Raw genomic sequence first — 26014 nt, 5'->3', positions numbered from 1 at the left:
GGCGAGACCTCAGGACTTGATGCGCGCGAGAATCCGGTCGGCCTCGGTACGCCAGTCGGCGCTGCGGGCGAAATCCGGCGTTCCCCTGGGTCCGAACACGCCCTCATCGGCAAGATCGGCGATCCAGCCCTGCCGCTCGGCGGTGCCTGAGGCGGACCATGGCGCGAGCCCGGCATCGCGCACGGTCTCCGCCACCTCGCGCACCTCCTCGGCACGGCGCCGGCCGTGCTCGATCACCCGCTGAAAGAAATAGGCGCCCTGCTTCTCCCAATCGATGCTCGGGAAGGTCTCCTTGAGCGAGGCGAGCACCGCATCCTCGACGCCATAGGCGCGCGCGGTGGTGAAGCTCTCGATCACCATGGCCTCCAGCCCCTTGATCATGATGCTGCGGCACATCTTGACTGCCGAGGAGACGCCAAGCTCGTCGCTTGCGACCTTCGCGGCAAAACCGAGCGCGATCAGCTGCGGCGCGAGCTCCCGCGCGCCCTGCCCGCCGAGCAGCAGCGGCACCCTGATCCGGTACGGCGGCAGCGAGGTCATCACCGCGCCCTCGACATAGCGGCCACCGGCGCCGTCGATATGCGCCGCCGCGCGCTGCTTGGCGCCGGGCGAGGCCGAGTTGAAATCGAGAACCAGACGTCCTTCCGGATTGCGGGCGCGCAGGCCGCGGCCACCGGCACCGCCTGGCTCGCCGTCACCGCCGAAATGATGAAATCGGCCCGCGCCGCGAGATCGGCATGGGATTGCGCGAGCTCGACGCCGATCTCTGCCGCGTGCGCGCGCAGCGCCGTACCCTGCTCGCGGTCAAGCTTGATATCGTAGGCAGAAACCCTCACGCCCTGCTGGCGCAGGTCCTCGGCAAGGATGCGACCGACCTCGCCATAGCCGAGCATGCCGACCTGCCATTGCCGCGGATCGCCGGAGATTGTCATCAGTTCAGGTCCCGTGTTGTGTCGTCGAACAGCTCATCGACTGTGACGCGCCGGGGGATCAACGCCTGCTGCACGCAATAGTCGATCATCAGTTCGAGCGGCTTGCGGTTTGCCTCGACGCCGAACGGCACCAGGTCCGGCATGCCGGACGGGCCAGCCTCTGTCTTGCTACGCTTGAGCAGATCATACAGGCTCCGCACCACGTCCGGCCGCGACGTCGCAAGCTGCGATGTCACCACCACCAGATGATTGACCGGCACGACGGCGTGCCGCGCATACCACTGCGCCGCCTCTGCGGCCGGATCGGCGAACAATGGCTTGAACGCCGGATCGCTGGAGGTCTCGCCCAGCACGGCGTCGAGCTCGCCGTCCCTCAGCATCTGGATGATGGTCTTGTCCTTCGGCGCACGCTCGGTGCTGTCGACATATTCCGCGACATGTGGATCCTCGAACGTGACCCAGTTGATCCTGTCGAGGTTCACGCCATGGTCGTTGGCAAGGATGCCGCGCATCCATGCCCCGGTCGTGGTCGTGAACGAGCGGATGCCGACCCGCTTGCCTTCGAGATCGGCGGGCACGAGCGTGCCGCGGTCGGCGCGATAGAGCGCGTGGCCGTGCTGGAAGCGGCCGACCATCGCCGCCGGCAGCAGCACCATCGGCTTGCCGTGCGCGCTTGCCATCAGATGGGTCACGATCGCCATCTCGCAGACGTCGAATGCCTGCTCGCGCACCATCGGCTTGAACGCGGCGTTGGTCGGCGTGAATTCGGTGAAGTCGAGATCGAACAGGTCGGAGCGAACCTCACCGTTCTTCACCGCCCGGATGTGCGGATGATTGCCGAGCACGGCGCGTAGCCGAAGTTTCTCCATCGCGACAAACTCCGGACGTTCAGGTCAACGCTCGGCCCGGATTTGTGCTCGGGGCCATGCGCGGCGCGGGCGCCCCTCCGTCGAGCGGCGCGGCCTGCAACGCGGCGACGGTGGCGCGCACCAGTTGCTCGATGGCGTGGCCGGCATCGGTGCCGTCGGCGCTGCCGCGCGACAGGCGCGAGACGCGCTCCGGCGTCACCAGCGTGTAGTAGAGCGCGCCGAGCAGGAAGTGGCTGCGCCAGACCAGATCGGTACGCGGAATATGCGGCAGGCTTTCATGAATCGCGTCGATGAAGGCATGACTGGTGTCGTCGAAGGTCTGCGCGATGATCTTGCGCACGACCTCATTGCCCTCGGCCGACATGATCGCACGCAATCGCGTGAACCGCGTTCCGCCGCCGGCAAGATCGCTGCCGGACGTAAAGGCCGGCAACACATAGGCGCGCACGATCGCCTCCAACCGGTCCTGCAGATCGCGCACCCGCCGCGCCGCCGCCAAAAGCTCGGAGCGCCGCCGGTTCATCGGGCCGCAATGGCGCCGATAGATTTCCAGCAGCAGGCCGTCCTTGGTCCTGAAATGATAGGTCACGCTGCCCGGATTGGCGCCGGCGGCCTGCGCGATGTCGCGCACCGAGACGGCGTTGAAGCCGTAGGTCGAGAACAATTCCTCCGCCGCGGCGAGGATCGCCTCGCGCATGTTCGGCTTGCGGGCGCTGGCGGCGGCCTTCACGTCGGACCTGGCGGGTTTGCGGACCATATTTGTACTATCGTCCAAACAATCCGGTCGCGTCAACAACGCCGCGCTGCACGTATCCGTCAGGATAGTTTGACGTCAGGCTCGGCACGACCGCGCGCGGCGGCCTCGAGCAGGAACGTCCTGCCATGCTCGGGATCGGCCGCACGCTGCGCCTCATCCATGTCCTGCCAGGCCGAGGTGACCAGCACGCGCGAGAAGTCGCGGCCGACGAATGCCGGGCAGCTCGATTGCCTCGCCGGTACGCGCAGCGAACGCAGATGCCGGCCGGTCGGATCGTAAACGTCGACGCATCCGCCGCCCCAGCGCGCGTTCCAGATCATCCCGTCGGCATCGACGATCGCGCCGTCGAGCCCGCCGCTGCCTCGATGCCTGATCAATTCGGTGGCCTCGCCGACCGGCAGTCCTGTTGATGGATCGAGCGGCACGCGATGCAGCACGTTGGTCGCGGTATCGGCGAAATAGCCGATGTCGCCCGCGGGCGAAAAGCAGATCGCATTCGGGATCGTGATCCCGGGATACAGCCGCACGATGCGGCCCCGGTGCAGCGCATAGATCGCGCCGGCACCCTGCTCGGCATGGCGCCCCATGGTGCCGAGCCAGAACGTGCCCGACGGATGCACACGCGCATCGTTGGAGCGCGTCAGCGGATTGTCGGCCTCCAGCGCGGCGAAACGCTGCAGGCGGCCGTCGGCAACGTGCCGTACATAAAGTCCATCTTCGGTCAGGATCAGCTGCCGCTCGCCGTCGATCCGCGCCATTGCACTCGCCATTTTCGGCAGTTCGTGAATGACGGTGCGGCCACCTGCAAATCGATGCTCGAACAGGCGGCGCTCGCGGATATCGAACCACCAGGCGGTGTCGGTCGCCGCATCATAGGTCGGACCTTCGCCGAGATGGCAACGCTCTGCCGACAGCACCGATGTCGGCACCTCTTCCATCAGCGGCTCGGCGGCACGGTCGGTCATGGTGTCACTCACACGGTTGAGAAGCGGTAGACGATGCTGCGCCGATAGAGCTGCCCCGGATCGAGCCGCGCCGACGGAAAGTCGGGCCGGTTCGGCGTATCCGGCCAGGCATGCGGCTCGAGACAGAGCGCGTCGGATTGCCGGTACAGACGACCGCCCTTGCCGGCGGTCGAGCCGTCGAGGAAATTGCCGGAATAGAACTGCAGTCCCGGCTGATCGGTGAACAGCTCCATCACGCGGCCGCCGTGCGGCGCCTCGAGGCGCGCAGCCAGACGAAGACCCGTCCCCTTGGCCAGGCAGAAATTGTGGTCATAGCCGCGCCCGAGCCGCAGCTGCTCGTCATTCATCCTGATCCGCGCGCCGATCGCCGTGGGCTTGCGGAAGTCGAACGGCGTGCCGTCGACCGGCCGCGGCGGGCCCTGTAACGGGATCGCGGTGGCGTCCACAGCGAGGAAATGGTCGGAGGCGATCGTCAGCCGGTGATCGAGGATCTGCATGCCCGAGCGCGCGCCCTCGAGATTGAAGAAACTGTGATTGGTGAGGTTGAGGCAGGTCGGCCGGTCGGTCGTCGCCTCGTAGGTGACCGAGAGCTCCATCGGACTGCGCACGCAATAGGTCACGCGCGTCGCGAGATTGCCCGGATAGCCCTCCTCGCCATGCGAGCTCTCGCGCGCCAGCACCAGCGTCGGCTCCGGATCATCCGATAGTTCGGCGATCCGCCACAGCTTGCGATCAAAGCCCTGCAGGCCGCCATGCAGCGCGTTGGGGCCATTGTTGGCCTCAAGCTGCATGGTCTCCCCGTCGAGCACGAAGCGCGCGCCGGCGATCCGGTTGGCGTAACGGCCGATCGTCGCACCGAAGAATTTGCGCTGTGCGAGATAGCCGCCGAGTTCGTCGTGGCCGAGCACGATGTCGTCGCAATGCCCGTCACGATCCGGCGCGAGCAGCGCCTGCAGCGTGGCGCCGAAGGGAAGGATGGCGGCCTCAAAGCCGTGTTCGCCGCGCAGCGTCACGCGCTCGACCACGGTGCCGTCGTGCAACGTGCCGAAGGGGACGCGACCAATGCTGGCTGATGTCATTGTCAGTCCTCGAACGCCTCGACGAGGCGCCGTCGCCCCAGCATGAAGCTATCGGCAACAAGCCGCAAGGGCGCGAGGTCGACATCGGATTTTCCTTCCGAGGTCAGCGCGACGAAGCGGCGGTACAGCGCGGGATATTCCTCATCTGGCGCGTCGACCACCAGCCTGCTGCCATCGCGCAGCTGCCTTCCACCTTTCGACAGCGTCACAGGCCCGGCATCGGTCTCGCACAGGATGTCCCAGCTCGGCGATCCGGTCTGGCGGAAATCGAATTCGGCGTGAATCCGCAAGCCGCTCTCGTCGGAGAGTTCGATCTCTGCCGCAATCGGCGCCTCCCGATTGGAGGGAAAGTCCAACGCCGCGCTCCTGATGAAGACCGCACCCGTCAGGATCTCGGTCAGGATCGACAGCGCGTTGATGCCGGGATCGAACACGCCGAAGCCACCCGCCTCGAAGATCCAGGTCTGGCCCGGGTGCCAGACGCGCACGTCTTCCTTCCAGATGATGGTCACCTTGTTGATGGTGCGTCTCGCGAGCAATTGCCGCGCCGGGCCGACCGCAGCCGCATAGCGTGAATGCCATGCGGTAAACAATGTCCGGCCCGCCTCCTGCGCGGCCGCGATCAGCGGCGTGAGTTCGCTCAACGTCGTGCCCGGCGGCTTCTCCAGCAGCACATGCTTGCCCGACGCGAGCGCGGCGGCGGCCTGCGCATGGCGCAGCTGCGGTGGCGTACACAGCGCGACCGCGTCGATCTCCGGCCCGTCGCGCAACAACTCCTGCAAATCGCGGAAATGCGGCAGGCCGGGCGGGGTCTTGACGGGATCGGCCACCGCAACGAGAGCCACGCCTGACGTCTTCGCGATCGCAGGCACGTGCTGCCGGCACGCGATCTCGCCATAACCGACGATGGCGATGCGAAGCAGGTCACTCATGGCCGTCCTCGCGTTGCGGTCCACTTGGCCGGCTGAAGCCGCCAGGCAGAATCATAGGCCAGCGCCGAATACCAACGGCATGATGTGATTTTGGTTGCGGACACGCAAGTCCACGACGCTCTGTTGCGCGCCTCGCGGCCGGGGCATCGGCTTTGATCCATCAAGGCCGACGCTCCAGATTCCCGTTTTGACGGGCTTTATTCGCGCGGACCGGTCACCGCTTCGCCCGAAACCGCGCTAGCGTGCGGCCTCAAACCCGCCGAGCACCGCCGTCAGATTGGCGCCGAGGATGTCGGAGAGATAGCCGCCCTCCTGCACCAGCACCGTCGGCAACCCGAATCGGGCCAGCCCCTCGCCGATGCGGCGGAAGCCGTCGGTGGTGACGGCGAGGCCGGCAAGCGGGTCCTTCTCGGAGGCGTCGAGACCGAGCGCGACCACGAGCGCGGTCGGGGCGAAGGCGCGGATCGCCTTCTCCGCCGCTGCAAGCGCCTTCATGTAGTCGTCGTCACCGGTGCCCTTGGCGAGGGGAATGTTGAGATTGGTGCCGAGGCCGCCTCCGGCGCCGCGCTCATGCGCATAGCCCCAGACGAAGGGATAGAAGAACGACGGATCGGCGTGGATCGAGACGGTGAAGACATCCGGCCGCTCATAGAAGATGCCCTGCGTGCCGTTGCCGTGATGCACGTCGACGTCGAGGATCGCGACGCGCTCATGCTTCTGGCGCAGATGCTCGGCCGCAATCGCGCTGTTGTTGAGGAAGCAGAAGCCGCCGGCGAGGTCGCGATAGGCGTGATGGCCGGGCGGGCGGCACAGCGCGTAGACGGCATCCTCGCCGTCGAGCACCATCTGCGCGGCGGTGACCGCGACGTCGCTCGAGGCGCAGGCGCCGGCCCAGGTGCCGGGACCGATCGGGGCCGCGGTGTCCATCGTGTGCCAGCCGAGCTTGCCGACGATATGAGCGGGGTACGTGCCGGCATTGCGCACCGGGTGGATGTTCGCGATCATCTCCGGTCCGGCATTGCCGAGCGCCGACCATTCGTCCCACGCGTCCGCGAGAAAGCTCAGATATTCCGGACTGTGCACGCGCGCCCGCGGCCCCTGCCCGAACCTGGTCGGCTCGATCAGCGTGTGCTTGCCGGCCTTCAGGCCAGCCAGCAGGCGGTCGGCGCGCTCGGGCTGTTCGGTGGTACGCTGGACCACACCGCGGACCAGGAAGAATTGCGGATCATGGCTGCGGTGCAGATCACTGTAGACGGCCTTCACGGGGACACTCCTGTTCGATCGGCGGCTGAGCTGGACAGAGCGAGGGCAATGTGCCGCACGCAAGCTTTGGCTTGCGCGTTGTACACTATCAGTGACGGCGACGATCTGAAACCGAGCGCGATTTCATGCTATGCCCGCATGTAGCGCAATGATTGAAAGACGCAGGACGCGAAGTCCGGCCATGGCCAGCGGCAAGACGGAGACAGAGGAAGCGGCAACGGGGCGGCGCGGGCGGCCGCGCTCCGCCGCGACCACGGCCGCGATCCTGGAAGGCGCCTATCAGCTGATGGCGACGACCGGCCTCGCCGCGACCACCATCGACGCGATCGCCAGACATTCCAACGTCTCGAAGATGACGATCTACAAATGGTGGCCGTCGCGCGAAGCCTTGCTGATCGATGCCTTCCTCGACCAGGCCTCGCGGGCCGTGCCGCTGCCTGAGGCCGGCAATCCGGTGGCCCGCATCCGCCGCCACGTTGCGACCTATGTCGAGGCGTTGCAGGGCGAGTTCGGCCGGGTGCAGCTCGCCGTGATCTCGGAATGCATCTCGAAGACCGGCACGGCGGAGCTGTTCTACGAGCGTTACCTCGGCCTGCGCCGCAGCAAGATGCTGGAGATCATCGCCGCCGGCCAGAAGGACGGCAGCATCGGCGCGCCGGGCGTCCCCGGCGATATCTATGACGCGATCTACGGCAGCCTGTTCTACCGCTACGTCTTCGGCATCAGGCCGTTGACGCCGGCCTACGCCCGCAACCTCGTCAATCTGGTGCTACGGCCACGCGCGGACGCTTGACTATCAAGCAGAGCGTTGGCGCTGACGGCGGAACCAGGCCCAGGTCTCGCGCGTGACGGCCCGGTAACTGCTGCCGCGATACACGATGTGGCCATCGACGATGGCGTTCAGCTTCGGCAGTGCATGGAACGGCACCGTGGGATAGGCGTGGTGCTCGACATGGTAGGGCATGTTCCAGGCGAACCATTTCATGATCCTGCCGGTCATCGTTGTGCGCGTGTTCTCGAACGCGCTCCGCGTCCGCTCGCAACCGGTGTGCTCGGCATAGAGATAGGGGCGCAGGATAAGCTGACCGGCGAGGAGCGGCACGATCCACACCCAGAGCAGGATCGCACTGTGCAGCGCGAACGATGCCGCGAGCAACAGCAGATAGCCCGCGAGATAGAGCCTCGCCTCCAGCACGATCGAGGCGCGCTTGTGCTCCGGAATCCACGGCACAACCACCTTTCCGGTGAATGCATGCCAAAACATCAGGCGGATGCGAACCAACACCTGCAGCAGTCCCGAATAGGCGATCGCCAGCTGGGTGTCCGACGCAGGCTTGGGGCCGACGATCAGCTCCGGGTCTTTCTCCGGATCCTGCGTGTAGCGGTGATGATCCCAGTGAAACAGGCAGTAGTACTGGTAGGGCAGTCCGATCATGAAGGCGGACAGATTGCCGACGACAAGATTGAGCGCTGGACTGCGGAACGCCGTCTTGTGCGCGGTCTCATGTACCACCATGAACAGGAACGCGACGAAGTAGCCTTGCACGGCAATCAGCGGCAGCGCCCATGGCAGGCCATGGCGCGACGAGACCAGGAAGATCAGCGCACCGACGCTGACGATCATCCCGTAATGGCTCGCCGCGCGGACCGCGCCGGCAAGGTTCGACCTAGTCGACAAATCGCGCAAGGTCAGCGGGCTGAGCGGCTTCAGGCGGGGTCCGGCGTCACTGGTCTCGGCGGTGCTCATGGTCGTCTCACCTGTCAGCGTTGCAGCAGCGCCGAGATTTCGGCGTTGATGAAGGCGCGGTCTTCGGCGTTGTTGGCGGGATTGCCGGCCCGGTGCCCGTGGATCGACGGAATCGCGTGCAGCGCGGCCGAGCGCGCGTTGACCAGGCGGCCGAGTTCAGCCTCGTTGTCGCGCGGGTCGAAATAGCGATCGGTACGACCCGGCATCAGCAGGATATGCGCCTTGATCGCGGCCAGCGCCCGGTCGAAGTCGCCGCCGAATTGATCGCAACGGCTGATATCGCCGGCCTGCCAGATCGCGATCTGCGCCAGCAGATCATTCGCATCGCGCCGCGCGAAGGCACCGTCCCAGGATCCCGCGAGATAGTCTTCCAACGAGTTAAAGCCGGCCTCGCGCCAGACTTCCTCGCGATAAAATTCATGCGACATCGCCCAGCCGGCATAGACGCGCCCCATCGCGCGCAGGCCCATCGTCGGCTTAGTGACGAAGCGGCCGTCCCGATAGGCCGGGTCGGCGGTCAGCGCGGCCTTCACACCTTCGAGGAACACATGATTATACGGCGAGCACCGCGCGCTGCCGCAAACCACGGCTGCGCGCTCGACCATGTCGGGATACCGCGCGGCCCAGTGATAGGCCTGCATGCCGCCCATCGACCAGCCATAGACCAGCGCGAGCCTGGTCACGCCGAACCGCTCGACCAGCAGCCGCCGCTGGATCGCGACCGCGTCATGATAGGTGAAGGCAGGAAACGGCGCGCCGCCGAGCACCTCGGCCGAATTCGACGGCGAGGACGACAGGCCATTGCCGAACAGATTCGCGATGACGATGAAGTAGCGCCCGGGATCGAGCGCGCCGCCCGGCTGCACCAGCCATTCGATGTCGGCGTGCTGTGCGGCAAACGACGTCGGATAGAGGATGACGTTGTCCCGCGCCGCGTCCGGCGTGCCATAGGTCTTGTAGGCGAGCCTCAGTTGCGGAAACACGGCACCGCCCTGCAGCGTCACATCACCTGCCTCGAACACCTCATAGTCGCGCGGCGTGGTCATCAGCATTCGACCTCGAGCAGCCGGGCGCAACGCTGCGCCCTTAATAACTGTACTAAACGTACATTAATTTGTCGATCTTGGCAAGGCGTCATCGTGCGAGGATGTGACGCACTTGCATTGTCGTCATTGCGAGGAGCGATAGCGACGAAGCAATCCATATCTCCGCTTGCGGCAGGCTGGATTGCTTCGCTTCGCTCGCAATGACGTGGATGGAGCGGTGCGCATTGTCTCCGTCATGCCGCGCGCAACGGTGGCATCGCACCGGGCCGATCCATTCAAAATCGGTATGGATCAATACCCGTTTCGGCTTGGACCCATTGTCGTCATCTCTCTAGGACAGACCCCGAGGAAATTTTCGAGGAGGCGCTAATGAGCGCAATTGTGTCCGCCGCAGACACGCGGCGATCCCGCGTCCGGCTCTTGATCGTGACGATGCTGTTTCTCGTCACCACCGTGAACTATGCCGATCGCGCCACGCTCTCGATCGCCGGCCCCGCGCTTTCCAAGGAACTGCATCTCGATCCCGTCGCGATGGGCTACGTGTTCTCGGCGTTCGGCTGGTCCTATGTGGTCGCCCAGGTGCCGTGCGGCTGGCTGCTCGACCGCTTCGGCTCCAAATGGGTCTATGCGATCAGCATCATCGTCTGGTCGATCTTCACCGCGATGCAGGGCCTGGTCGGGTTCCTCTCCGCGGGCGCGGCCCTGGTCCTGCTGTTCGGGCTGCGCTTTCTGGTCGGCATCGCCGAGGCGCCGTCATTCCCGGCCAATGCCCGCATCGTCGCCTCCTGGTTCCCCGGCAATGAACGCGGCACTGCCTCGGCCTTTTTCAATTCGGGGCAATATTTCGCCACCGTGATCTTCGCGCCGCTGATGGGCTGGATCGCCCATGAGTATGGCTGGCGCCATGTGTTCTACGTGATGGGTGCGCTCGGCATCGTCATGGGCATTGCCTGGATCAAGACCATCTACGAGCCGAAGGAGCACCCCGCGATCAACGAGGCCGAGTTCGACTACATCAAGCAGGGCGGCGCGCTGGTCGACATGGATGCGACGAAGGACGGCAAGGCCAATGACAGCGGCCCGCGCTGGGACCACATCCGCCAACTGCTCGCCAACCGGATGATGCTCGGCGTCTATATCGGCCAGTACTGCATCAACACCCTGACCTACTTCTTCCTGACCTGGTTCCCGGTCTATCTGGTCAAGGAGCGCGGGCTGTCGATCCTGCAGGCCGGCTTCGTCGCGACCTTGCCGGCGCTGTGCGGCTTCATCGGCGGCGTGCTCGGCGGCGTGATCTCCGACTATATCCTGCGCCGCACCGGCTCGCTGACCATGGCGCGCAAGATCCCGATCGTCGGCGGCATGCTGCTGTCGATGTCGATTATCGCCTGCAACTATGTCGACGGCCAGGCACTGGTGGTCGGCTTCATGGCGCTCGCCTTCTTCGGCAAGGGCATCGGCGCGCTCGGCTGGGCGGTCGTCTCGGACACTTCGCCGAAGGAAGCCGGCGGCGTTTCCGGCGGTCTGTTCAACACCTTCGGCAATTTGTCCTCGATCACGACGCCGATCATCATCGGCTACATCCTGGCCGCCACCGGCTCGTTCAACGGCGCGCTGGTGTTCGTCGGTGCCAACGCGCTGGTCGCGGCGATTGCCTATCTGTTCATCGTCGGCGAGATCAAGCGGGTGCAGCTGAAGGCGGCCTGAAGGCGATGCGCTTTGCTCCGTCATATCACCTCATCCCCGCGCAAAGGCTTCGCCTTTGTCGCTGGAGGAGCCCGCGCAGCGGGCGTCTCGAAGGATGTAGGCCACAGGTGGGGCCTCATGGTTCGAGACGCGCGTTCCGCGCTCCTCACCATGAGGGTCTGAGATTTCGGAACTGAAACGGCGGCTTCGGCCGCCGTCTTTGTCTGATTGTTTGTCTGCTTTTTGTCTTCTTGGCCAGTGGGAGGCATCGATGCTAGAACGCACAAATCCCCGTTCGATCCATTCCGGGTTAGCATCGATGTTCGACCTGAGCCAGCTCCGCTGCTTTGTCACGGTGGCCGAGGAATTGCACTTCGGCCGCGCCGCGGCGCGGCTCAACATGACCCAGCCGCCGCTGAGCCGGCAGATCCAGGTGCTCGAGCACATCATCGACGCGCCGCTGCTGGAACGCACCAGCCGCTCGGTGCGGCTGACGCCGGCGGGACGCAGCTTCCTGCCCGAGGCGCGGCGCATCCTCAAGCTCGCGGAATCCGCCTCGCAGGTCGCCCGCCGCATCGCGCTCGGCAAGACCGGCTCGCTCAAGATCGGCTTCACCGCGGCGGCCGCCTACGGCTTCCTGCCCGACCTGATCGCGGCCTGCCGCTCGCGCCTGCCCGAGGTCGATTTTTCGCTGAAGGAGATGGTCTCCGGCGATCAGTTCGAGGCGCTCACCACTGGGCAGATCGATGCCGGCCTGCTGCGCCCGCCGATCGCGCGGCCTGAATTCGCCAGCCGGCGCGTCGTGGCCGAACCGTTGCTCGCCGCGATCCCGAAGAAGCATCCGCTGGCCGCGGCCGAGACCGTCAGCATCAAGGATTTCGACGACCAGCCCTTCGTGATGTATTCGCCCTATGAGGCGCGCTACTTCCACGATCTGCTGGTGTCGATGTTCACGCGCGCCGACGTGCTGCCGCGCTTTGTCCAGCATCTCAGCCAGATCCATTCGATCCTCGCCATGGTGCGCGCCGGGCTCGGCGTTGCGATCGTGCCGGAAGCGGCTGCCAGCCTGAAGATCGCGGAGGTCAAGCTGAAGCCGCTGAAGCTGCGATCACCCGTGCCGGTCGAGCTGTTCATGGTGTGGCGGCGCGATCACGAGAACCAGTTGCTGCCTTCATTGATCGAGATCGCAACCGAAATCGCAGCGCCGCATCTGCGCGGCGATTGATGCAGATTGTGCATCGCTCGATGCCGCGTTTGGCTTGGACGCGCATCGAAGCATTCCCTAGAAATTCCGCCATGGACGCGCGCTGCTCGCGCATCCCGTTCCCAGAAACATTCAAGGAGTGGCGCCATGAGCAAGATGACCCCTCAGGAGATGGCCGCTAGAATCGGTGGCGGCCTCCTGTCGTTTCCCGTGACCCCGTTCAACGCGGACTATTCGTTCGACGAGGCGACCTATCGCGCCAACATGGACTGGCTGTGCGGCTATGACGTTGCCGGCCTGTTCGCCGCCGGCGGCACCGGCGAGTTCTTCTCGCTGACGCCGAGCGAAGTTCCCCACGTCGTGAAGATCGCGGTCGACGAGACCAAGGGCCGTGTTCCCGTGCTGGCCGGCACCGGCTACGGCACCGCGATCGCGCGCGAGATCGCTGTTGGCGCCGAGAAGGCCGGCGCCGACGGTCTGCTCTTGCTGCCGCCCTATCTCACGCATGCCGAGCAGGACGGCCTCGCCGCGCATGTCGAGGCGGTGTGCGCGTCGGTCAGAATCGGCGTCATCGTCTACAACCGCGACAATGCGATCCTGCAGCCCGATACGTTGGCGCGCCTCTGCGAGCGCTGCCCGAACCTCGTCGGCTACAAGGACGGCATCGGCGACATCGAGCTGATGACCCGCGTCCACACCCGGCTCGGCGATCGCCTGACCTATATCGGCGGCCTGCCGACCGCGGAGACCTTTGCCCTGCCCTATCTCGACATGGGCGTGACCACCTATTCGTCGGCGGTGTTCAACTTCGTGCCGGAATTCGCCACCAAGTTCTACGCCGCGGTGCGCCGGCGCGATCATCAGACCATCCATGCAGGGTTGAAGGATTTCATCTTGCCGCTGATCGCGATACGCAACCGCAAGAAGGGTTATGCGGTGTCGATCATCAAGGCCGGCATGAAGGTGATCGGCCGCGATTCCGGCCCGGTGCGGCCGCCGCTCACCGATCTCACCGCGCAGGAGACCGCCGAGCTCGCCGCACTGGTGGCCAAGCTGCCGCAGGCCGCCGCGCAGCAGGCGGCAGAATAAGCCGAACGGCCAACAACGAAGGGAGGAGCAGATGATCCAGGACACGATCCGCACCGGCTTTGCCGGCGCACCTGTTGTCACGGCGATGGAGGTGATCCCGGTCGCCGGCCGCGACGGCATGCTCCTCAATCTGAGCGGCGCGCATGCGCCGTTCTTCACCCGCAACCTCGTCATCCTCACCGACAACTCCGGCCACACCGGCGTCGGCGAGGTGCCGGGCGGCGAGAAGATCACGAAGACGCTCGAGGACGCCCGCGACCTCGTCGTCGGCCAGACCGTCGGCGCCTGCAACAACATCCTGGCCTCGATGCGCCAGGCCTTCGCCGACCGCGACGCCGGCGGCCGCGGCAAGCAGACCTTCGATCTCCGCGTCACCATCCATGCAGTCACCGCGGTGGAATCCGCGCTGCTCGATTTGCTCGGCCAGCATCTCAATCTCCCGGTCGCTGCGCTGCTCGGCGAAGGCCAGCAGCGCGCAAGCGTCGAGACGCTCGGCTATCTCTTCTTTGTCGGCGATCGCAAGAAGACCAGCCTTCCCTATGTCGAGGGCGAGATCGGCAAGCCCGACTGGTTCGATCTGCGCCACCAGGTCGCGATGACGCCGGAGGCGATCGTGCGCCTCGCCGAAGCGACGCAGGCGCATTACGGCTTTGCCGATTTCAAGCTCAAAGGCGGCGTGCTCAGGGGCGAAGAGGAGATCGAGGCGGTCACCGCCATCGCAAAACGCTTTCCGAAGGCGCGCGTCACGCTCGACCCGAACGGCGCCTGGTCGCTCGACGAGGCGATCCGGCTGTGCAGCAACATGCATGGTGTGCTCGCCTATGCCGAGGACCCCTGCGGCGCCGAGGCCGGCTTCTCCGGCCGCGAGATCATGGCCGAATTCCGCCGCGCCACCGGGCTGCCGACTGCAACCAACATGATCGCGACCGATTGGCGCCAGCTCTCGCACGCATTGCGGCTTGGCGCGGTCGACATTCCGCTCGCCGATCCGCATTTCTGGACCATGCAGGGCTCGGTGCGGGTGGCGCAGACCTGCCGCGACAACGGCCTGACCTGGGGCTCGCACTCCAACAACCATTTCGATATTTCGCTGGCGATGTTCACCCATGTCGGCGCCGCCGCGCCCGGCAAGGTGACCGCGATCGACACCCACTGGATCTGGCAGGACGGCCAGGCGTTGACGCGCCAGCCGCTGCAGATCAAGGGCGGCAAGATCGCAATCCCGGATCGGCCGGGCCTCGGCATCGAGCTCGATCGCGGTGCCATCGAGGCCGCGAACGCGCTATACAAGCAGCATGGTCTCGGCGCCCGCGACGACGCGCTGGCCATGCAGTTCCTGATCCCCGGGTGGACCTTCGACGACAAGCGTCCCTGCCTCGTGCGCTAAACAAGAAAGGTGGAAACATGACCGCTCACCAGAAGAACTTCATCGCCGGCGAATGGGTCGACGGAACAGGCATCACGCGGGACATCAACCCCTCCAACACCGGCGATGTCGTCGGCGAATACGCCAAGGCCGACAAGGCGCAGACCGAAAAGGCGATCGCCGCCGCGAAGGCCGCCTTCCCGGCCTGGGCGCGCTCGACCCCGCAGGAGCGCTTCGACGCGCTGACCAAGATCTCGGTCGAAATCCTCGCCCGCAAGGAAGAGCTCGGCCGCCTGCTCGCCCGCGAGGAGGGCAAGACGCTGCCGGAAGGCATCGGCGAGGTGGCGCGCGCCGGACAGATCTTTGCGTTCTTCGCCGGCGAAGCGCTGCGGCTGTTGGGCGAGAAAGGCGCATCGGTTCGTCCCGGTCTCGACGTCGAGATCACCCGCGAGCCGGTCGGCGTCGTCGGCATGATCACGCCGTGGAATTTCCCGATCGCGATCCCGGCGTGGAAGATCGCGCCGGCGCTCTGCTACGGCAACACGGTCGTGTTCAAGCCGGCAGAGCTGGTGCCGGGCTCCGCCCATGCGCTGTCCGAGATCATCGCGCGTTCCGGCATTCCGGCGGGTGTCTTCAACCTCGTGGTCGGCTCGGGCTCGGTGGTCGGCCAGACCCTGCTGGACCATCCCGATGTCGCCGCGATCTCCTTTACCGGCTCGGTTCAGACCGGCCGCAAGATCGCGCAGGCCTGCGTGCTCTCCAATCCGATGAAAAAGTTCCAGCTCGAGATGGGCGGCAAGAACCCGCTGGTCGTGCTCGACGACGCCGACGTGAAGGTCGCGGTCGAGGTCGCGGTCAACGGCGCCTATTTCTCGACCGGCCAGCGCTGCACGGCGTCCTCGCGCCTGATCGTCACCTCAGGGATTCACGACCGCTTCGTCGCCGCGATGACCGAGCGCATGAAGGGGCTCTCCGTGGATGACGCGCTGAAGAGCGGCGTGCATGTCGGCCCGGTCGTCGACCAGAGCCAGCTCGACCAGGACCTGCGCTACATCAAGATCGGCCAGGATGAAGGCGCCCGCTTGCACTGGGGCGGCGAGCTGTTGAACCGCGAGACGCCCGGCTTCTATCTGCAGCCGGCGCTGTTCACCGAGGCGACCAACCAGATGCGCATCGCGCGCGAGGAGATCTTCGGCCCGGTGGCCTGCGTGATCCGCGCCAAGGATTATGAAGAGGCGCTGGCGATCTCCAACGACACCGAGTTCGGCCTCGCCTCGGGCATCTGCACGTCAAGCCTGAAATACGCCTCGCACTACAAGCGCAACAGCGAGGCCGGCATGGTGATGGTCAACCTGCCGACCGCCGGCGTCGACTACCATGTCCCGTTCGGCGGCCGCAAAGGCTCGAGCTACGGCGCACGCGAACAAGGCGCCTATGCCCGCGAGTTCTACACCACGGTGAAGACGGCTTACACGTTCCCGGGTTGACCTCGTGAGATGAGATCGCGCGGCACCGTCGCTGCGCCCCCTCTCCCGCTTGCGGGGAGGGTCGGGGTGCGAGCTCTCTCCACGAGTCATACTGTGGAGAGAGCCCCCACCCGGATCGCATTATTCGATGCGATCCGACCTCCCCCGCAAGCGGGAGAGGTGAAGCAACGTCAGGAGGAGTCCACGATGGACCAGTCGATCGGCGCGCAGGAGCAGCCCCGCTACATCAAGCTCAACGAGCGCGACAATGTCGCGATCGTCGTGAATGATTTCGGGCTGCCGGCCGGCTCCCGCTTCGCCTCGGGCCTGACGCTGCGCGCCTTCGTGCCGCAGGGCCACAAGACCGCGCTGGTAGACATCGCCGAGGGCGCACCCATTATCCGCTACGGCGAGGTGATCGGCACGGCGCTGTCGCCGATCCTGGCCGGCGAATGGGTCGACGAGGCACGCATCCGCATGCCTGAGGCCCCGCCGCTCGATCAGCTCGAGATCGCGACCGCGGTGCCGCCGGCGCTGCCGCCGCTCGAAGGCTTCACCTTCGAGGGCTATCGCAATCCCGACGGCTCGGTCGGCACCAAGAATATCCTCGGCATCTCCTCCTCCGTGCAATGCGTCAAGGGCACGATGGAATACGCGGTCAAGCGCATCCGCGCCGAGCTCTTGCCGAAATATCCTAATGTCGACGACGTCGTGCCGCTGACCCACGCCTATGGCTGCGGCGTCGCGATCACGGCGCCCGACGCCGTGGTGCCGATCCGCACCCTGCAGAATCTCGCGCTCAATCCGAATTTCGGCGGCGAGATCCTCGTCGTCGGCCTCGGCTGCGAGAAACTCGCGCCGGAACGGCTGGTGCCGGAGGGCGTCGGCGATGCCATCGTGCGGATGCAGGACGAGGCCTTCGATGGCTTCGGCGCCATCGTCGACGCCATCATGACCCAGGCCGAGGCCCGGCTGAAGGTGCTCAACACCCGCAAGCGCGAGACCTGCCCGGCCGCTGACCTTGTGATCGGCCTGCAATGCGGCGGCAGCGACGCGTTCTCCGGCGTGACCGCGAACCCCGCGGTGGGCTTTGCCGCCGACCTGCTGGTTCGATCAGGCGCGACCGTGATGTTCTCGGAAGTGACCGAGGTACGCGACGCGATCCAGCTGCTGACCCGCCGCGCCGTCAACGAAGATGTCGGTCGCGCGCTGATCCGCGAGATGGCCTGGTATGACGCTTATCTTGCCCGCGGCGGCGCCGACCGCAGCGCCAACACGACGCCCGGCAACAAGAAGGGCGGTCTCGCCAACATCGTCGAGAAGTCGCTCGGCTCGATCGTCAAGTCCGGCTCCGGCCCGATCGCGGGCGTGCTGTCGCCGGGCGAGAAGGCGCGGCAGAAGGGCATGCTGTTTGCCGCGACTCCCGCCAGCGACTTCATCTGCGGCACGCTGCAGCTCGCCTCCGGCATGACTTTGCAGGTGTTCACCACCGGCCGCGGCACGCCGTATGGCCTGGCCGCCGCGCCCGTCATCAAGGTCGCGACCCGCAGCGAGCTGGCACGACGCTGGAAGGACCTGATCGATTTCGACGCCGGCTGCATCGCCACCGGCGAGAAGACAATCGAGGAAACCGGCTGGGACCTATTCCGCCTGATCCTTGACGTCGCGAGCGGGCGCACCAAGCCGTGGTCGGACCGCTGGGGCATCCACAACGATCTGACGCTGTTCAACCCGGCGCCGGTGACCTGAGCATCGCGGCTCCTTAACCGCCCGTTAGCCACGTCCTGATCGGCCGGGGAACGTCGCAATTCGATTCAAATTGTCTGGGCATGGAGGCACACATGACCCGGACAACCAATGATCTCAGAGATCAGGCCGACCGCGCCGAGCGGCTGGCACGCACCGGCATGGACTCGTTGACGGCCGAGCGCCTGCGTGCCTACGCGGAGGAATGTCGCAGCCAGATCGCAGCCGCCGAGCGGGAGAGGCAATCGGGGGCATCACCAGCGGCATAGATGTCCGGGGGTTCGCCGCCACACGCTTGTCAAAATTTCTCGAGTCCTCGCACTTCCCTGGCGGCGACCTTGATCAGCGGCTTGACCGCCTGTTCCTCGCGGCCAAGCACAACCCCCGAAGCGAAAGCGCTGGCGCGCTCCTTCCGATGCGGGGCCTTCAGCGCCGCATCGATCGCCAGCTTGCGGTGCGCGACAAAATCGTTGAGCGAGCCGAGCGCATCCTGGACCCGCTTCAGGTGCCTGGAGAGCCGCGCGAGTTGCCTGTGCTCACCCTTGCGCGAAAACAGGCTTTCGAAGAAATCGATCGCGTATCTGAGCGTCTTGGCCTTGATGCGCACCTTGTGCCGCTCCTGGGCCGACAGCTCGTCGAGACGCCGGCCATCCTTGCGCAGCTTCCTGACGCGGCGATGCAGCAGCGCGGCGGCGAATTTCTCGATCGGACCGCCCTCGTCCTCCGCGGATATGGTCCTCTTTGCCTCGATCCATTGCAACGTGTCGATCAGCATGGACCGATAGCGCCGCGAATTGACCGCCTGCCGAGCGCCGGCAAATGCGCGGTCGCGGCGGTCGGAGAAATCCTGCCGGATCGCTTTGCCGCCTCGCCGCAGCAGCGCGTCATGCGATGCAGGCTCGATATCTTCCTTGACGAATACATCAAGCTCGCGCGCCGGTGCGAGCGCGTTGGTGAGCCACTTCAGCTGCGTCTTGATGTCTTCCGTCGGGGCTACGAGGAGGATCTTCGAGAACAGCGAGATCGCGGCGCGCAGCCGCCGCAACCCGACCCGCATCTGGTGAATGCCTTCCGCCTCGCCCTCGCGGACGGCGTCGGCATTCGACGAGAAGTGACGAAGCGCGGCGCGCGCGATCACCCGAAACGCCGCGCCGGCGGTAAGCCCGGCGTCGAGCACGATGGCCCCGGCGGAGACGACGACATGCTCCTCGCCATCGGCAAGTTCATAGCCATGTTCGGCTTTCGAGCGCAGATCGAGCTCCGCCGCCGCCTTCCGCTCCAGCGCCCTGGCGACCCGGAACAGGTCGAGCGGGCGGCCGCTCTTGAGTTCGAGTTCGACCTCGTCGATTCGGCGCGAACGATGCCCGGCCGTGGTGTAGCCGCGGTCGATCGCGAGCTCGATCGCGCTGCGTTTCGTCCGCAGCGGCACGGTAATACGCCGGACTGACGTCGCGAACATCGGCTTCAGCTTCTGACGCAGTCTGTCGGACGCGAGCTTTTCGAGCGGTGTACCTTCGGCCTTGTCGAGGTCGAGGTGTCCATCCGCAAGGTCGGTCTCCCATTCGCCCCGTTCAAACTGTGGACCCGCGCCGGACTTGATCGTCTGAACATAGCTGCCGCCATCCCGCCGCACGCGCAATGTCAGTCCATGCCGCTTCAGCTTGTGCTTCGCGGTGTCGAAATAGGTCGAGACGAGATCGCTCTCGGATGGTGCGCCGCTTTTGCTGCCGGCGATCCGCGGTTTCTTCAGTCCCTTGAGCTTGCGCGCAGGAACGCGGAATTTGAGCTCCGTCTCGGCCGCCATCGTCGCTCCGTGGCCTGCGGCACCAAGCAAACGTCCGCCGTGACGAGGTCAGCGACGGACGTTCATGCTCACACAAGATCGCCTGAAGTTGGCGTCAATCGTCGTCGTTGTGGATGACGGTTTTGCTGCGATTGCCGAATTCGTCCCGCTTCTTTATGACCGTGGTCCGGTCACGGCGCGGCTCACGCTCCCTGATCACGGTGGTGCGATCACGATCGCGGTCGCGATACTCGGGTGCCCGACCAACCGTTACACCCGCGCCGGCGGGACCTGCGCGGACACCGATATCATCGGCGAACACAGGCGATGCGATCGCGGTCACCATGGCCGCAGCCAACAGATACGTCCTCATGCCGTCTCTCCTCCTCCAGTTGCGATGTGGAGGAACGTCGAGTGCGACACACCGTTCCTGTATCGACTGTGCTGCAGTTGCTCACGCACAGTTGCGAAACATCGCGCGGGGGAACTCGCTGAACAGGCATTCATCTGTGTGGCGAAATACCCGTGTTCCACGCGTTGAATAGCCTGAATTGATGTCCCACGTCCTTAACTAACAGGAGGACGTTCCATGAAACAGTCACAGCACTTCCTCGACAATGCTGAGAACTGCGCGCAGCTGGCCGAGCGTGCCGACGACGAGCCGACCCACAAGCGCTTCAAGCGAATGGAAGCGGCCTGGCGCGCGCTGGCAAAGGAACAGGATTGGCTCGACGGCGAGACTTCGCCATCGGAAAATGCAGCCTAGATCCAGCCCGGCCGTGGCGGCAAATGCGACGTCGCCACGGCCCGCGGCCTACTCGGCGCTGCGCTGCCGCTGCCAGCGCAACAGATAGGCCTGCAGCCGCCAGATGATCGCCGACAGCACCACGCCGACCAGCATCAGCACCACGACAGCAACCATCATGCCCGAGGCCTCGCCGCGCGCCTCCGATTCGATGATGAGGCGGCCGATGCCGCGCTCGGCGCCGATGAACTCGCCGACGATCACGCCGATCAGTGCGAAGGAGATCGCAGGCGTCAGCGAGGCGAACACCCAGGCCATCGTCGAGGGGATCACCACCGTCCGGGTGATCTGCCATTCGCTGGCGCCGAGCAGCCGCGCGGCATTGGTGAAGCCCTCGTCGATCGAGCGCGCGCCCTCGAAAGTGTTGAAGAACACCAGGAACACGACGACGATCCAGGACGTCACGATCTTCGACATGTCGCCGATCCCGAATGCCAGCACGATGATCGGCGCCAGCGCGATCCGCGGGATCGAATTCACCGCGGTGATGAAGGGCTGAAAGATCGCGCTCAGCCGGTCGGATCGTCCCAGGATCAGCCCGGCGACGAAGCCGCTGACCACGCCGGTGACGAAGCCGAAGAAGGTATTCTTCAGGGTGATGGCGGTCGCGGCCCAGAGATTGTTCTCGTTGCGCGCCAGACACTTTCCGAAGTCGCCGTTGAACCAGCTGTTGAAGACGCCGAGCTTCGAGGTCAGACAGCTCTGGATCAGGAAGTTGTCGAAGATCATCGACGGCTTCGAGATGAAGTAGGGATCGAGCAGGTCGGGCACCAGCCAAGGCAGTCTGGTGCGGAGGTCGTAGCCCCATTGCCAGACCGACAAGACAACGGCGCAGATCAGGACCTGCCAGCCGACCGTGCCGAGCGTGCCGTACCTCTTCATGCGCTGCGGCCCTTGACGAATTCCTCGCCGAGCGAATGCCAGATGTGCTGGAACAACTCGGCATAATGCGGGGTCTCGCGCACCTTCACCGCATCGCGCGGGCGCTCGAAGTCGACCTCGAACATGTCCTTGATGCGGCCCGGCCGCGCCGAGAACAGGATGATGCGGTCGGCCAATGTCAGAGCTTCGCCGAGGTCGTGGGTCACGAACAGCACGGTCTGCTGCTCGCGCTCCCAGATTCGAAGCAGCACCTCGTGCATGTCGATCTTGGTGTGGGTGTCGAGCGCGCCGAACGGCTCGTCCATCAGGAGAATCTGCGGCTCGACGATCAGCGTCCGCATCAACGCCGCGCGCTGCCGCATGCCGCCCGACAGCGCCGACGGATAGGCGTTCTCGAACCCCTTCAGGCCCGCTTGCGCGACGCATTCCGCGATGCGCTCCTTCCGTTCGTGAGCCGGCACGCCTGATAGTTCTAGCCCGTAGCCGATATTGTCGCCGACCGTCCGCCATGGAAACAGCGTGTCGCGCTGGAAGACATAGCCGACATTGGGCGTCGCCTTGCCGGAGACCACGCGCTTGCCGTCGATCAGGATCTCGCCGCCGGTCGGGCGGATCAGCGAGGCGATCATGTTGAGCACCGTGCTCTTGCCGGAGCCCGACGGCCCGAGCAGCGCGACGAACTCGCCGCGGCGGACGTCGAAGGTGACGTCGCGGACCGCCTCGATCGTGGTCCTGGCAAGCTGGAACGACTTGCTCAAACCCTTGACCTCGACGCGACGATCGGCCGAGGCGCGCGGCGACACGGTTGCGCTTGTCTCGAGCGCGCTCAACCCGGATAGGCCCTTCGCGCCGCTTCGATCAGGTTGGAATTGACCACGTCGGCGATCTTGAGCGGCTTGATGCCGGTCATCTCGCGGAACCAGACCTTCTCGCCGCGCGCGAAGCTCGCGGCGTCGATCGAGCCCTCATAATCCGCGACCTTCTGGATCGACGTGATTTCCAGCAGATTGGCCTCGCGCGAGGTGCTGCCGACATAGGGCTCGATGGCGTCGTAGACCTCGGTCGGCTTGTGGGTCTTGATCCATTGCGACGCCCGCCACAGCGCGGTGACGTAGGCCTGCATCTTGGCCGGGTCCTTGTCGATGGTGGCTTGCAGTGTGAAATGCGCGGTCACCGGCACCTTGCCGCCGATATGCTTGTTCCAGATCGCCTCATCGGTACCGTCGAACAGCAATTCGCCCCAGCCCTGCTGCTGTGCCTCGTTTAACAGCGACAGCGAACTGACGAGAATGTCGACCTGCTTCGACTTCAGCGATCCCAGCATGGTGTCGACATTGCCGGTGCCGATCCAGGTCACCTTGTCGTCAAGCCCCATGGTTTCCATGTAGTATGACGACCAGACATGGTTGGTGCCGCCGAGCGAGGAAACCGAGACGATCGGCTTGCGGCCGTCGGGCCGCTTCCATTGCGTGAAGGCCTCCAGCGAGTTGATGCCCTGGTCCTTCAGATCCTTGCGGATAATGAACATCACCGAGTTCGATCGCGTGTCGACCGGCAACAGCACGCGCGCGGCACGGCCGTGGTTGGTCAGCTGCATCGGATGGGTGACGTCGCCGATGCCGATATCGCCCTGCGACGAGGCGATGACCTCGCGGGTCTTCACGCCGCTGCCGCCCTGCACCAGCTTGCAGTCGAGCCCGGCCTCCTTGAAGTAGCCGATACGGTCGGCGACGAACTGCGTCTGATACACCGGCACCGCGACCGGATAGATCGCGCGGCCCGCGGCCGCCTGCGCCCATGCACGGCCACCCGCCAGCGCGGCGCCGCCGGCGGCGATGACCGTCAGCGCCGATCGCCTCGAAATGTGGGGCATGGCGAGGCGCGCCATCACGCGTGCTCCTTCGCCGAGATCTTGTCGAGCGCGCCGAGCACCGCATCGCCCATCTGCACGGTCGACAGCTTTTTCGCCCCGGCCTCGGCGATATCGGCCGTGCGCGCGCCGGAGGCGAGCGCGGCCTGCACCGCCTTCTCGAGCAGGTCGGCATCCTCAGGCCGGTTCAGCGTCAGGCGCAGCAGCATCGCGACGCTGAGGATCGAGCCGAGCGGATTGGCGATGCCCTTGCCCGCGATATCGGGCGCGCTGCCATGTACCGGCTCATAGAGCGCCTTGCGCCGGCCGAAGCGATCGACCGGGCCGAGCGAGGCCGACGGCAGCATGCCGAGCGAGCCCGAAGCCATCGCCGCGCAGTCCGACAGGATGTCGCCGAAGATGTTGCCGGTCACCATCACGTCGAACTGCCGCGGCTCGCGCACGATCTGCATCGCGGCGTTGTCGACATAGAGATGGGTCAGCTCGACATCGGAGAACTCCTCCTTGTGCAGCTTGATCATCTCCTCGCGCCAGACCACGCTGGTCTCGAGCACATTGGCCTTGTCGACCGAGCAGACCTTGTTGCGCCGGGTCCGCGCCAGCTCGAAGGCCGAGCGCGCGACGCGGCGGATCTGGTTCGTGGTGTATTGCTCGGTGTTGAAGCCGCGGCGCTGGCCGTCGGGCAGCGTCTCGATGCCGCGCGGCTCGCCGAAATAGATGCCGCTGGTCAGTTCGCGGATGATGACGAAGTCGACGCCGTCGAGCACCTCGGGCTTGAGCGGCGCGGAGGCCGACAGTGCCGGGCTCGCCACGATCGGCCTTAAGTTGGCGTAGAGATCGTATTTGCTGCGCAGGCCCAGCAGACTGCCGGCCTTGCGTGCCGCGGCCGGCACTTCGGTGGTCTCCGGCCCGCCGGTCGCACCCCACAGGATAGCGTCAGCCTCGTCCATCGCCTCGGCGGTATCCTCGGGCAGCACCTTGCCGGTCGCCAGATACGGGATCAGGCCGTATTGCGCCTCGCGCAGCGTCATCGGCGCGTTACGTTTCGCCGCGAACCAGTCGAGCACGCGGCGCGACTGCGCGGTGACCTCGGGGCCGATGCCCTCGCCGCCGACGACGGCGACCTTGACCATGTTGGATTGCGTGCTCATGCGGATGTCCTTGAAGCGGGTGTCCTAGTCGAATGAATCCATGGCCGCGCCGCGCGGTCGGAAGCCTGGAAAGCGAGGATCTCGTCGTCGCGCCGCAGCGTCAGCGCCACCTCGTCGAGGCCCTTCAGCAGCCCCTCGCGCCGCCGCGGATCGATCTCGAAGGAATGCCGCGCGCCCGACGGCGAGACGATGGTCTGGGCCTCGAGGTCGATCGAGACCTTGCCCGCGCCTTGCGTCGCCTCGATGTCGGCGGCAAGCTGATCGACCACCACCTTGTCGACGATGACGGGAAGGATTCCGTTCTGGAAGCAGTTGGCGAAGAAGATGTCGCCGAAGCCGGACCCGATGATGGCGCGGATGCCGCGCTCCTGCAGCGACCACACCGCGCCCTCACGCGAGGAGCCGCAGCCGAAATTCGGCCCGGTCACCAAGATCTCCGCATCCCGGTACGGCTCGCGGTTCAGGATGAATTCCGGATTCTCCGAGCCGTCGGGCAGATAGCGCAGCGAGCCGAACGCCCATTTGCCGAGCGTGCCGCGGATCGAGTTGCCGACCAGGCGCTCGATGCGGATGATGACATCGGTATCGATATTGCCGCGCATGATCGGCGCGGCGGTTGCGGTGAGCTTGTCGAACGGTTTTGGCATGCTCTAGCGTCCCATCATCCTGACATCGGCGATCGCACCGGCAATGGCGGATGCCGCGGCACTCGCGGGGCTCGCCAGATGTGTCCGCGCACGCGGACCTTGCCGGCCGACGAAATTGCGGTTCGAGGTCGAGACCGAGCGCTGCCCGGGCGCCACCACCTCGCCATTGGCGGCAAGGCACATCGAGCAGCCCGGCTCGCGCCACTCGAAGCCGGCGTCGATGAAGATCTTGTCGAGCCCTTCGGCGACCGCCTCGCGCTTGACGTTCTCCGAGCCGGGCACCACCCAGGCGCGGACTCCGGCCGCGACCTTGCGACCGCGGGCGACCTCGGCCGCGGCGCGCAGGTCGCTGATCCGGCTATTGGTGCAGGACCCGATGAACACCCAATCGACCGGCGTGCCCGCGATCGGCGCCCCGCCCTGCAGGCCCATATACTCCAGCGCGGTCTCGATCGCGGCGCGCCGCAAGGGATCGTCGACCGCCTTCGGATCGGGAATCACGCCGTCGACGCCGACGACGTGCTCGGGGCTGATGCCCCAGGTCACTTGCGGAATGATCTTTTCGACATCGATCACGACCTCGCGGTCGAACACCGCGTCGGGATCGCTCGGCAGTTCGCGCCACGCTTTCACCGCGAGATCCCACATCTCGCCTTGCGGCGCATAGGGACGCCCGCGCAGGTATTCGAACGTCTTTTCGTCCGGCGCCACCATGCCCATCTTGGCACC

Annotated in this window: 25 protein-coding genes and 1 pseudogene; 9 read left to right on the top strand and 17 right to left on the bottom strand. The window is 65.7% G+C overall.

The genetic code is table 11. The annotated features are described in order from the left end of the window. Window positions 1-9 precede the first annotated feature (9 nt). The 7 genes and pseudogenes from IF803_RS36800 to IF803_RS36770 form a co-directional block, all read right to left on the bottom strand. Window positions 10-932 (bottom strand): annotated as a pseudogene (locus IF803_RS36800) (DUF1932 domain-containing protein). Beyond that, window positions 932-1801, bottom strand: coding sequence for a substrate-binding domain-containing protein (locus tag IF803_RS36795; protein WP_461195586.1), 870 nt, complete (start codon window positions 1799-1801; stop codon window positions 932-934). Before IF803_RS36795 ends, IF803_RS36800 begins: the two are co-directional and overlap by 1 nt. Window positions 1802-1820: 19 nt before the next feature. Beyond that, window positions 1821-2558 carry a TetR/AcrR family transcriptional regulator gene (locus tag IF803_RS36790; RefSeq protein ID WP_461195585.1) on the bottom strand — a complete coding sequence of 246 codons (738 nt, stop codon included), beginning with the start codon at window positions 2556-2558 and terminating at the stop codon, window positions 1821-1823. 59 nt (window positions 2559-2617) lie between these two features. Further along, window positions 2618-3496, bottom strand: coding sequence for an SMP-30/gluconolactonase/LRE family protein (locus tag IF803_RS36785; RefSeq protein WP_461195598.1), 879 nt, complete (start codon window positions 3494-3496; stop codon window positions 2618-2620). Window positions 3497-3531: 35 nt separating this feature from the next. Next, window positions 3532-4602, bottom strand: a complete 1071-nt coding sequence (locus IF803_RS36780; protein ID WP_461195584.1) for an aldose epimerase family protein — start codon at window positions 4600-4602, stop codon at window positions 3532-3534. Window positions 4603-4604: 2 nt separating this feature from the next. After that, window positions 4605-5534 (bottom strand): Gfo/Idh/MocA family protein, encoded by a 930-nt coding sequence (locus IF803_RS36775; RefSeq protein WP_461195583.1) that lies wholly within the window; start codon window positions 5532-5534, stop codon window positions 4605-4607. A gap of 237 nt (window positions 5535-5771) precedes the next feature. Beyond that, window positions 5772-6797 carry a histone deacetylase family protein gene (locus IF803_RS36770; RefSeq protein ID WP_461195582.1) on the bottom strand — a complete coding sequence of 342 codons (1026 nt, stop codon included), beginning with the start codon at window positions 6795-6797 and terminating at the stop codon, window positions 5772-5774. A 181-nt stretch (window positions 6798-6978) separates the two neighbouring features. On the opposite strand from IF803_RS36770, the gene IF803_RS36765 reads away from it, so the two are divergent. Beyond that, window positions 6979-7590: a TetR/AcrR family transcriptional regulator gene (locus IF803_RS36765; RefSeq protein WP_461195581.1), complete on the top strand. Its 612-nt coding sequence runs from the start codon at window positions 6979-6981 to the stop codon at window positions 7588-7590. 3 nt (window positions 7591-7593) lie between these two features. On the opposite strand, the gene IF803_RS36760 is transcribed toward IF803_RS36765, so the two are convergent. Together IF803_RS36760 and IF803_RS36755 are read right to left on the bottom strand one after the other, a co-directional pair. After that, on the bottom strand, window positions 7594-8544 hold the full coding sequence (locus IF803_RS36760) for a fatty acid desaturase (RefSeq protein ID WP_461195580.1): 951 nt from the start codon (window positions 8542-8544) through the stop codon (window positions 7594-7596). A gap of 14 nt (window positions 8545-8558) precedes the next feature. Further along, window positions 8559-9590, bottom strand: a complete 1032-nt coding sequence (locus tag IF803_RS36755; RefSeq protein ID WP_461195597.1) for an alpha/beta fold hydrolase — start codon at window positions 9588-9590, stop codon at window positions 8559-8561. Between the two features lie 369 nt (window positions 9591-9959). Between IF803_RS36755 and IF803_RS36750 the strand changes: the two genes are divergently transcribed. The 7 genes from IF803_RS36750 to IF803_RS36720 all read left to right on the top strand — a co-directional run bounded on the left by IF803_RS36750 (window position 9960) and on the right by IF803_RS36720 (window position 18416). Then, entirely contained in the window at window positions 9960-11297 is a 1338-nt protein-coding gene (locus IF803_RS36750) for an MFS transporter (RefSeq protein ID WP_461195579.1), read from the top strand. A gap of 298 nt (window positions 11298-11595) precedes the next feature. Next, the gene (locus tag IF803_RS36745) at window positions 11596-12501 is read left to right on the top strand and encodes a LysR family transcriptional regulator (protein ID WP_461195596.1); all 906 of its coding nucleotides are present in this window, start codon (window positions 11596-11598) and stop codon (window positions 12499-12501) included. A gap of 126 nt (window positions 12502-12627) precedes the next feature. Then, window positions 12628-13569 (top strand): 5-dehydro-4-deoxyglucarate dehydratase, encoded by a 942-nt coding sequence (gene kdgD, locus IF803_RS36740; RefSeq protein ID WP_461195578.1) that lies wholly within the window; start codon window positions 12628-12630, stop codon window positions 13567-13569. A gap of 31 nt (window positions 13570-13600) precedes the next feature. After that, entirely contained in the window at window positions 13601-14956 is a 1356-nt protein-coding gene (gudD, locus tag IF803_RS36735; RefSeq protein WP_461195577.1) for a glucarate dehydratase, read from the top strand. A 17-nt stretch (window positions 14957-14973) separates the two neighbouring features. Beyond that, a complete protein-coding gene (locus tag IF803_RS36730) occupies window positions 14974-16422 on the top strand; it encodes an aldehyde dehydrogenase family protein (protein ID WP_461195576.1) in 1449 nt (482 codons plus the stop codon). A gap of 186 nt (window positions 16423-16608) precedes the next feature. Next, window positions 16609-18150: a galactarate dehydratase gene (gene garD, locus IF803_RS36725; protein WP_461195575.1), complete on the top strand. Its 1542-nt coding sequence runs from the start codon at window positions 16609-16611 to the stop codon at window positions 18148-18150. Between the two features lie 92 nt (window positions 18151-18242). Beyond that, on the top strand, window positions 18243-18416 hold the full coding sequence (locus tag IF803_RS36720) for a hypothetical protein (RefSeq protein ID WP_461195574.1): 174 nt from the start codon (window positions 18243-18245) through the stop codon (window positions 18414-18416). Window positions 18417-18445: 29 nt separating this feature from the next. Here IF803_RS36720 and IF803_RS36715 read toward each other — a convergent pair whose 3' ends face one another. Both IF803_RS36715 and IF803_RS36710 read right to left on the bottom strand, forming a co-directional pair. Continuing rightward, window positions 18446-19951: a CYTH and CHAD domain-containing protein gene (locus tag IF803_RS36715; RefSeq protein WP_461195573.1), complete on the bottom strand. Its 1506-nt coding sequence runs from the start codon at window positions 19949-19951 to the stop codon at window positions 18446-18448. 94 nt (window positions 19952-20045) lie between these two features. Next, window positions 20046-20303, bottom strand: a complete 258-nt coding sequence (locus IF803_RS36710; protein WP_461195572.1) for a hypothetical protein — start codon at window positions 20301-20303, stop codon at window positions 20046-20048. 216 nt (window positions 20304-20519) lie between these two features. Between IF803_RS36710 and IF803_RS36705 the strand changes: the two genes are divergently transcribed. After that, window positions 20520-20696 (top strand): hypothetical protein, encoded by a 177-nt coding sequence (locus tag IF803_RS36705; protein WP_212060518.1) that lies wholly within the window; start codon window positions 20520-20522, stop codon window positions 20694-20696. Between the two features lie 48 nt (window positions 20697-20744). On the opposite strand, the gene IF803_RS36700 is transcribed toward IF803_RS36705, so the two are convergent. The 6 genes from IF803_RS36700 to IF803_RS36675 all read right to left on the bottom strand — a co-directional run. After that, window positions 20745-21617, bottom strand: coding sequence for an ABC transporter permease (locus IF803_RS36700; RefSeq protein WP_028338519.1), 873 nt, complete (start codon window positions 21615-21617; stop codon window positions 20745-20747). Continuing rightward, the gene (locus tag IF803_RS36695; RefSeq protein WP_461195571.1) at window positions 21614-22447 is read right to left on the bottom strand and encodes an ABC transporter ATP-binding protein; all 834 of its coding nucleotides are present in this window, start codon (window positions 22445-22447) and stop codon (window positions 21614-21616) included. The genes IF803_RS36700 and IF803_RS36695 overlap by 4 nt, the downstream gene beginning before the upstream one ends. Then, complete coding sequence (locus IF803_RS36690; RefSeq protein WP_461195570.1) at window positions 22444-23505, bottom strand: ABC transporter substrate-binding protein; 1062 nt, start codon at window positions 23503-23505, stop codon at window positions 22444-22446. Before IF803_RS36690 ends, IF803_RS36695 begins: the two co-directional genes overlap by 4 nt. Beyond that, window positions 23505-24638, bottom strand: coding sequence for a 3-isopropylmalate dehydrogenase (gene leuB, locus IF803_RS36685; RefSeq protein WP_461195569.1), 1134 nt, complete (start codon window positions 24636-24638; stop codon window positions 23505-23507). Before leuB ends, IF803_RS36690 begins: the two co-directional genes overlap by 1 nt. Further along, window positions 24635-25285, bottom strand: coding sequence for a 3-isopropylmalate dehydratase small subunit (gene leuD, locus IF803_RS36680; RefSeq protein ID WP_461195568.1), 651 nt, complete (start codon window positions 25283-25285; stop codon window positions 24635-24637). Before leuD ends, leuB begins: the two co-directional genes overlap by 4 nt. Before the next feature lie 3 nt (window positions 25286-25288). Then, on the bottom strand, window positions 25289-26014 hold a 726-nt coding region (locus tag IF803_RS36675; RefSeq protein WP_461195567.1), incomplete at its 5' end, for an aconitase family protein.

This window comes from Bradyrhizobium sp. UFLA06-06 (assembly GCF_054820065.1).
The sequence above is the reverse complement of the archived record's forward strand: the minus strand, read 5'-3'. Positions and strand labels throughout refer to the sequence as shown.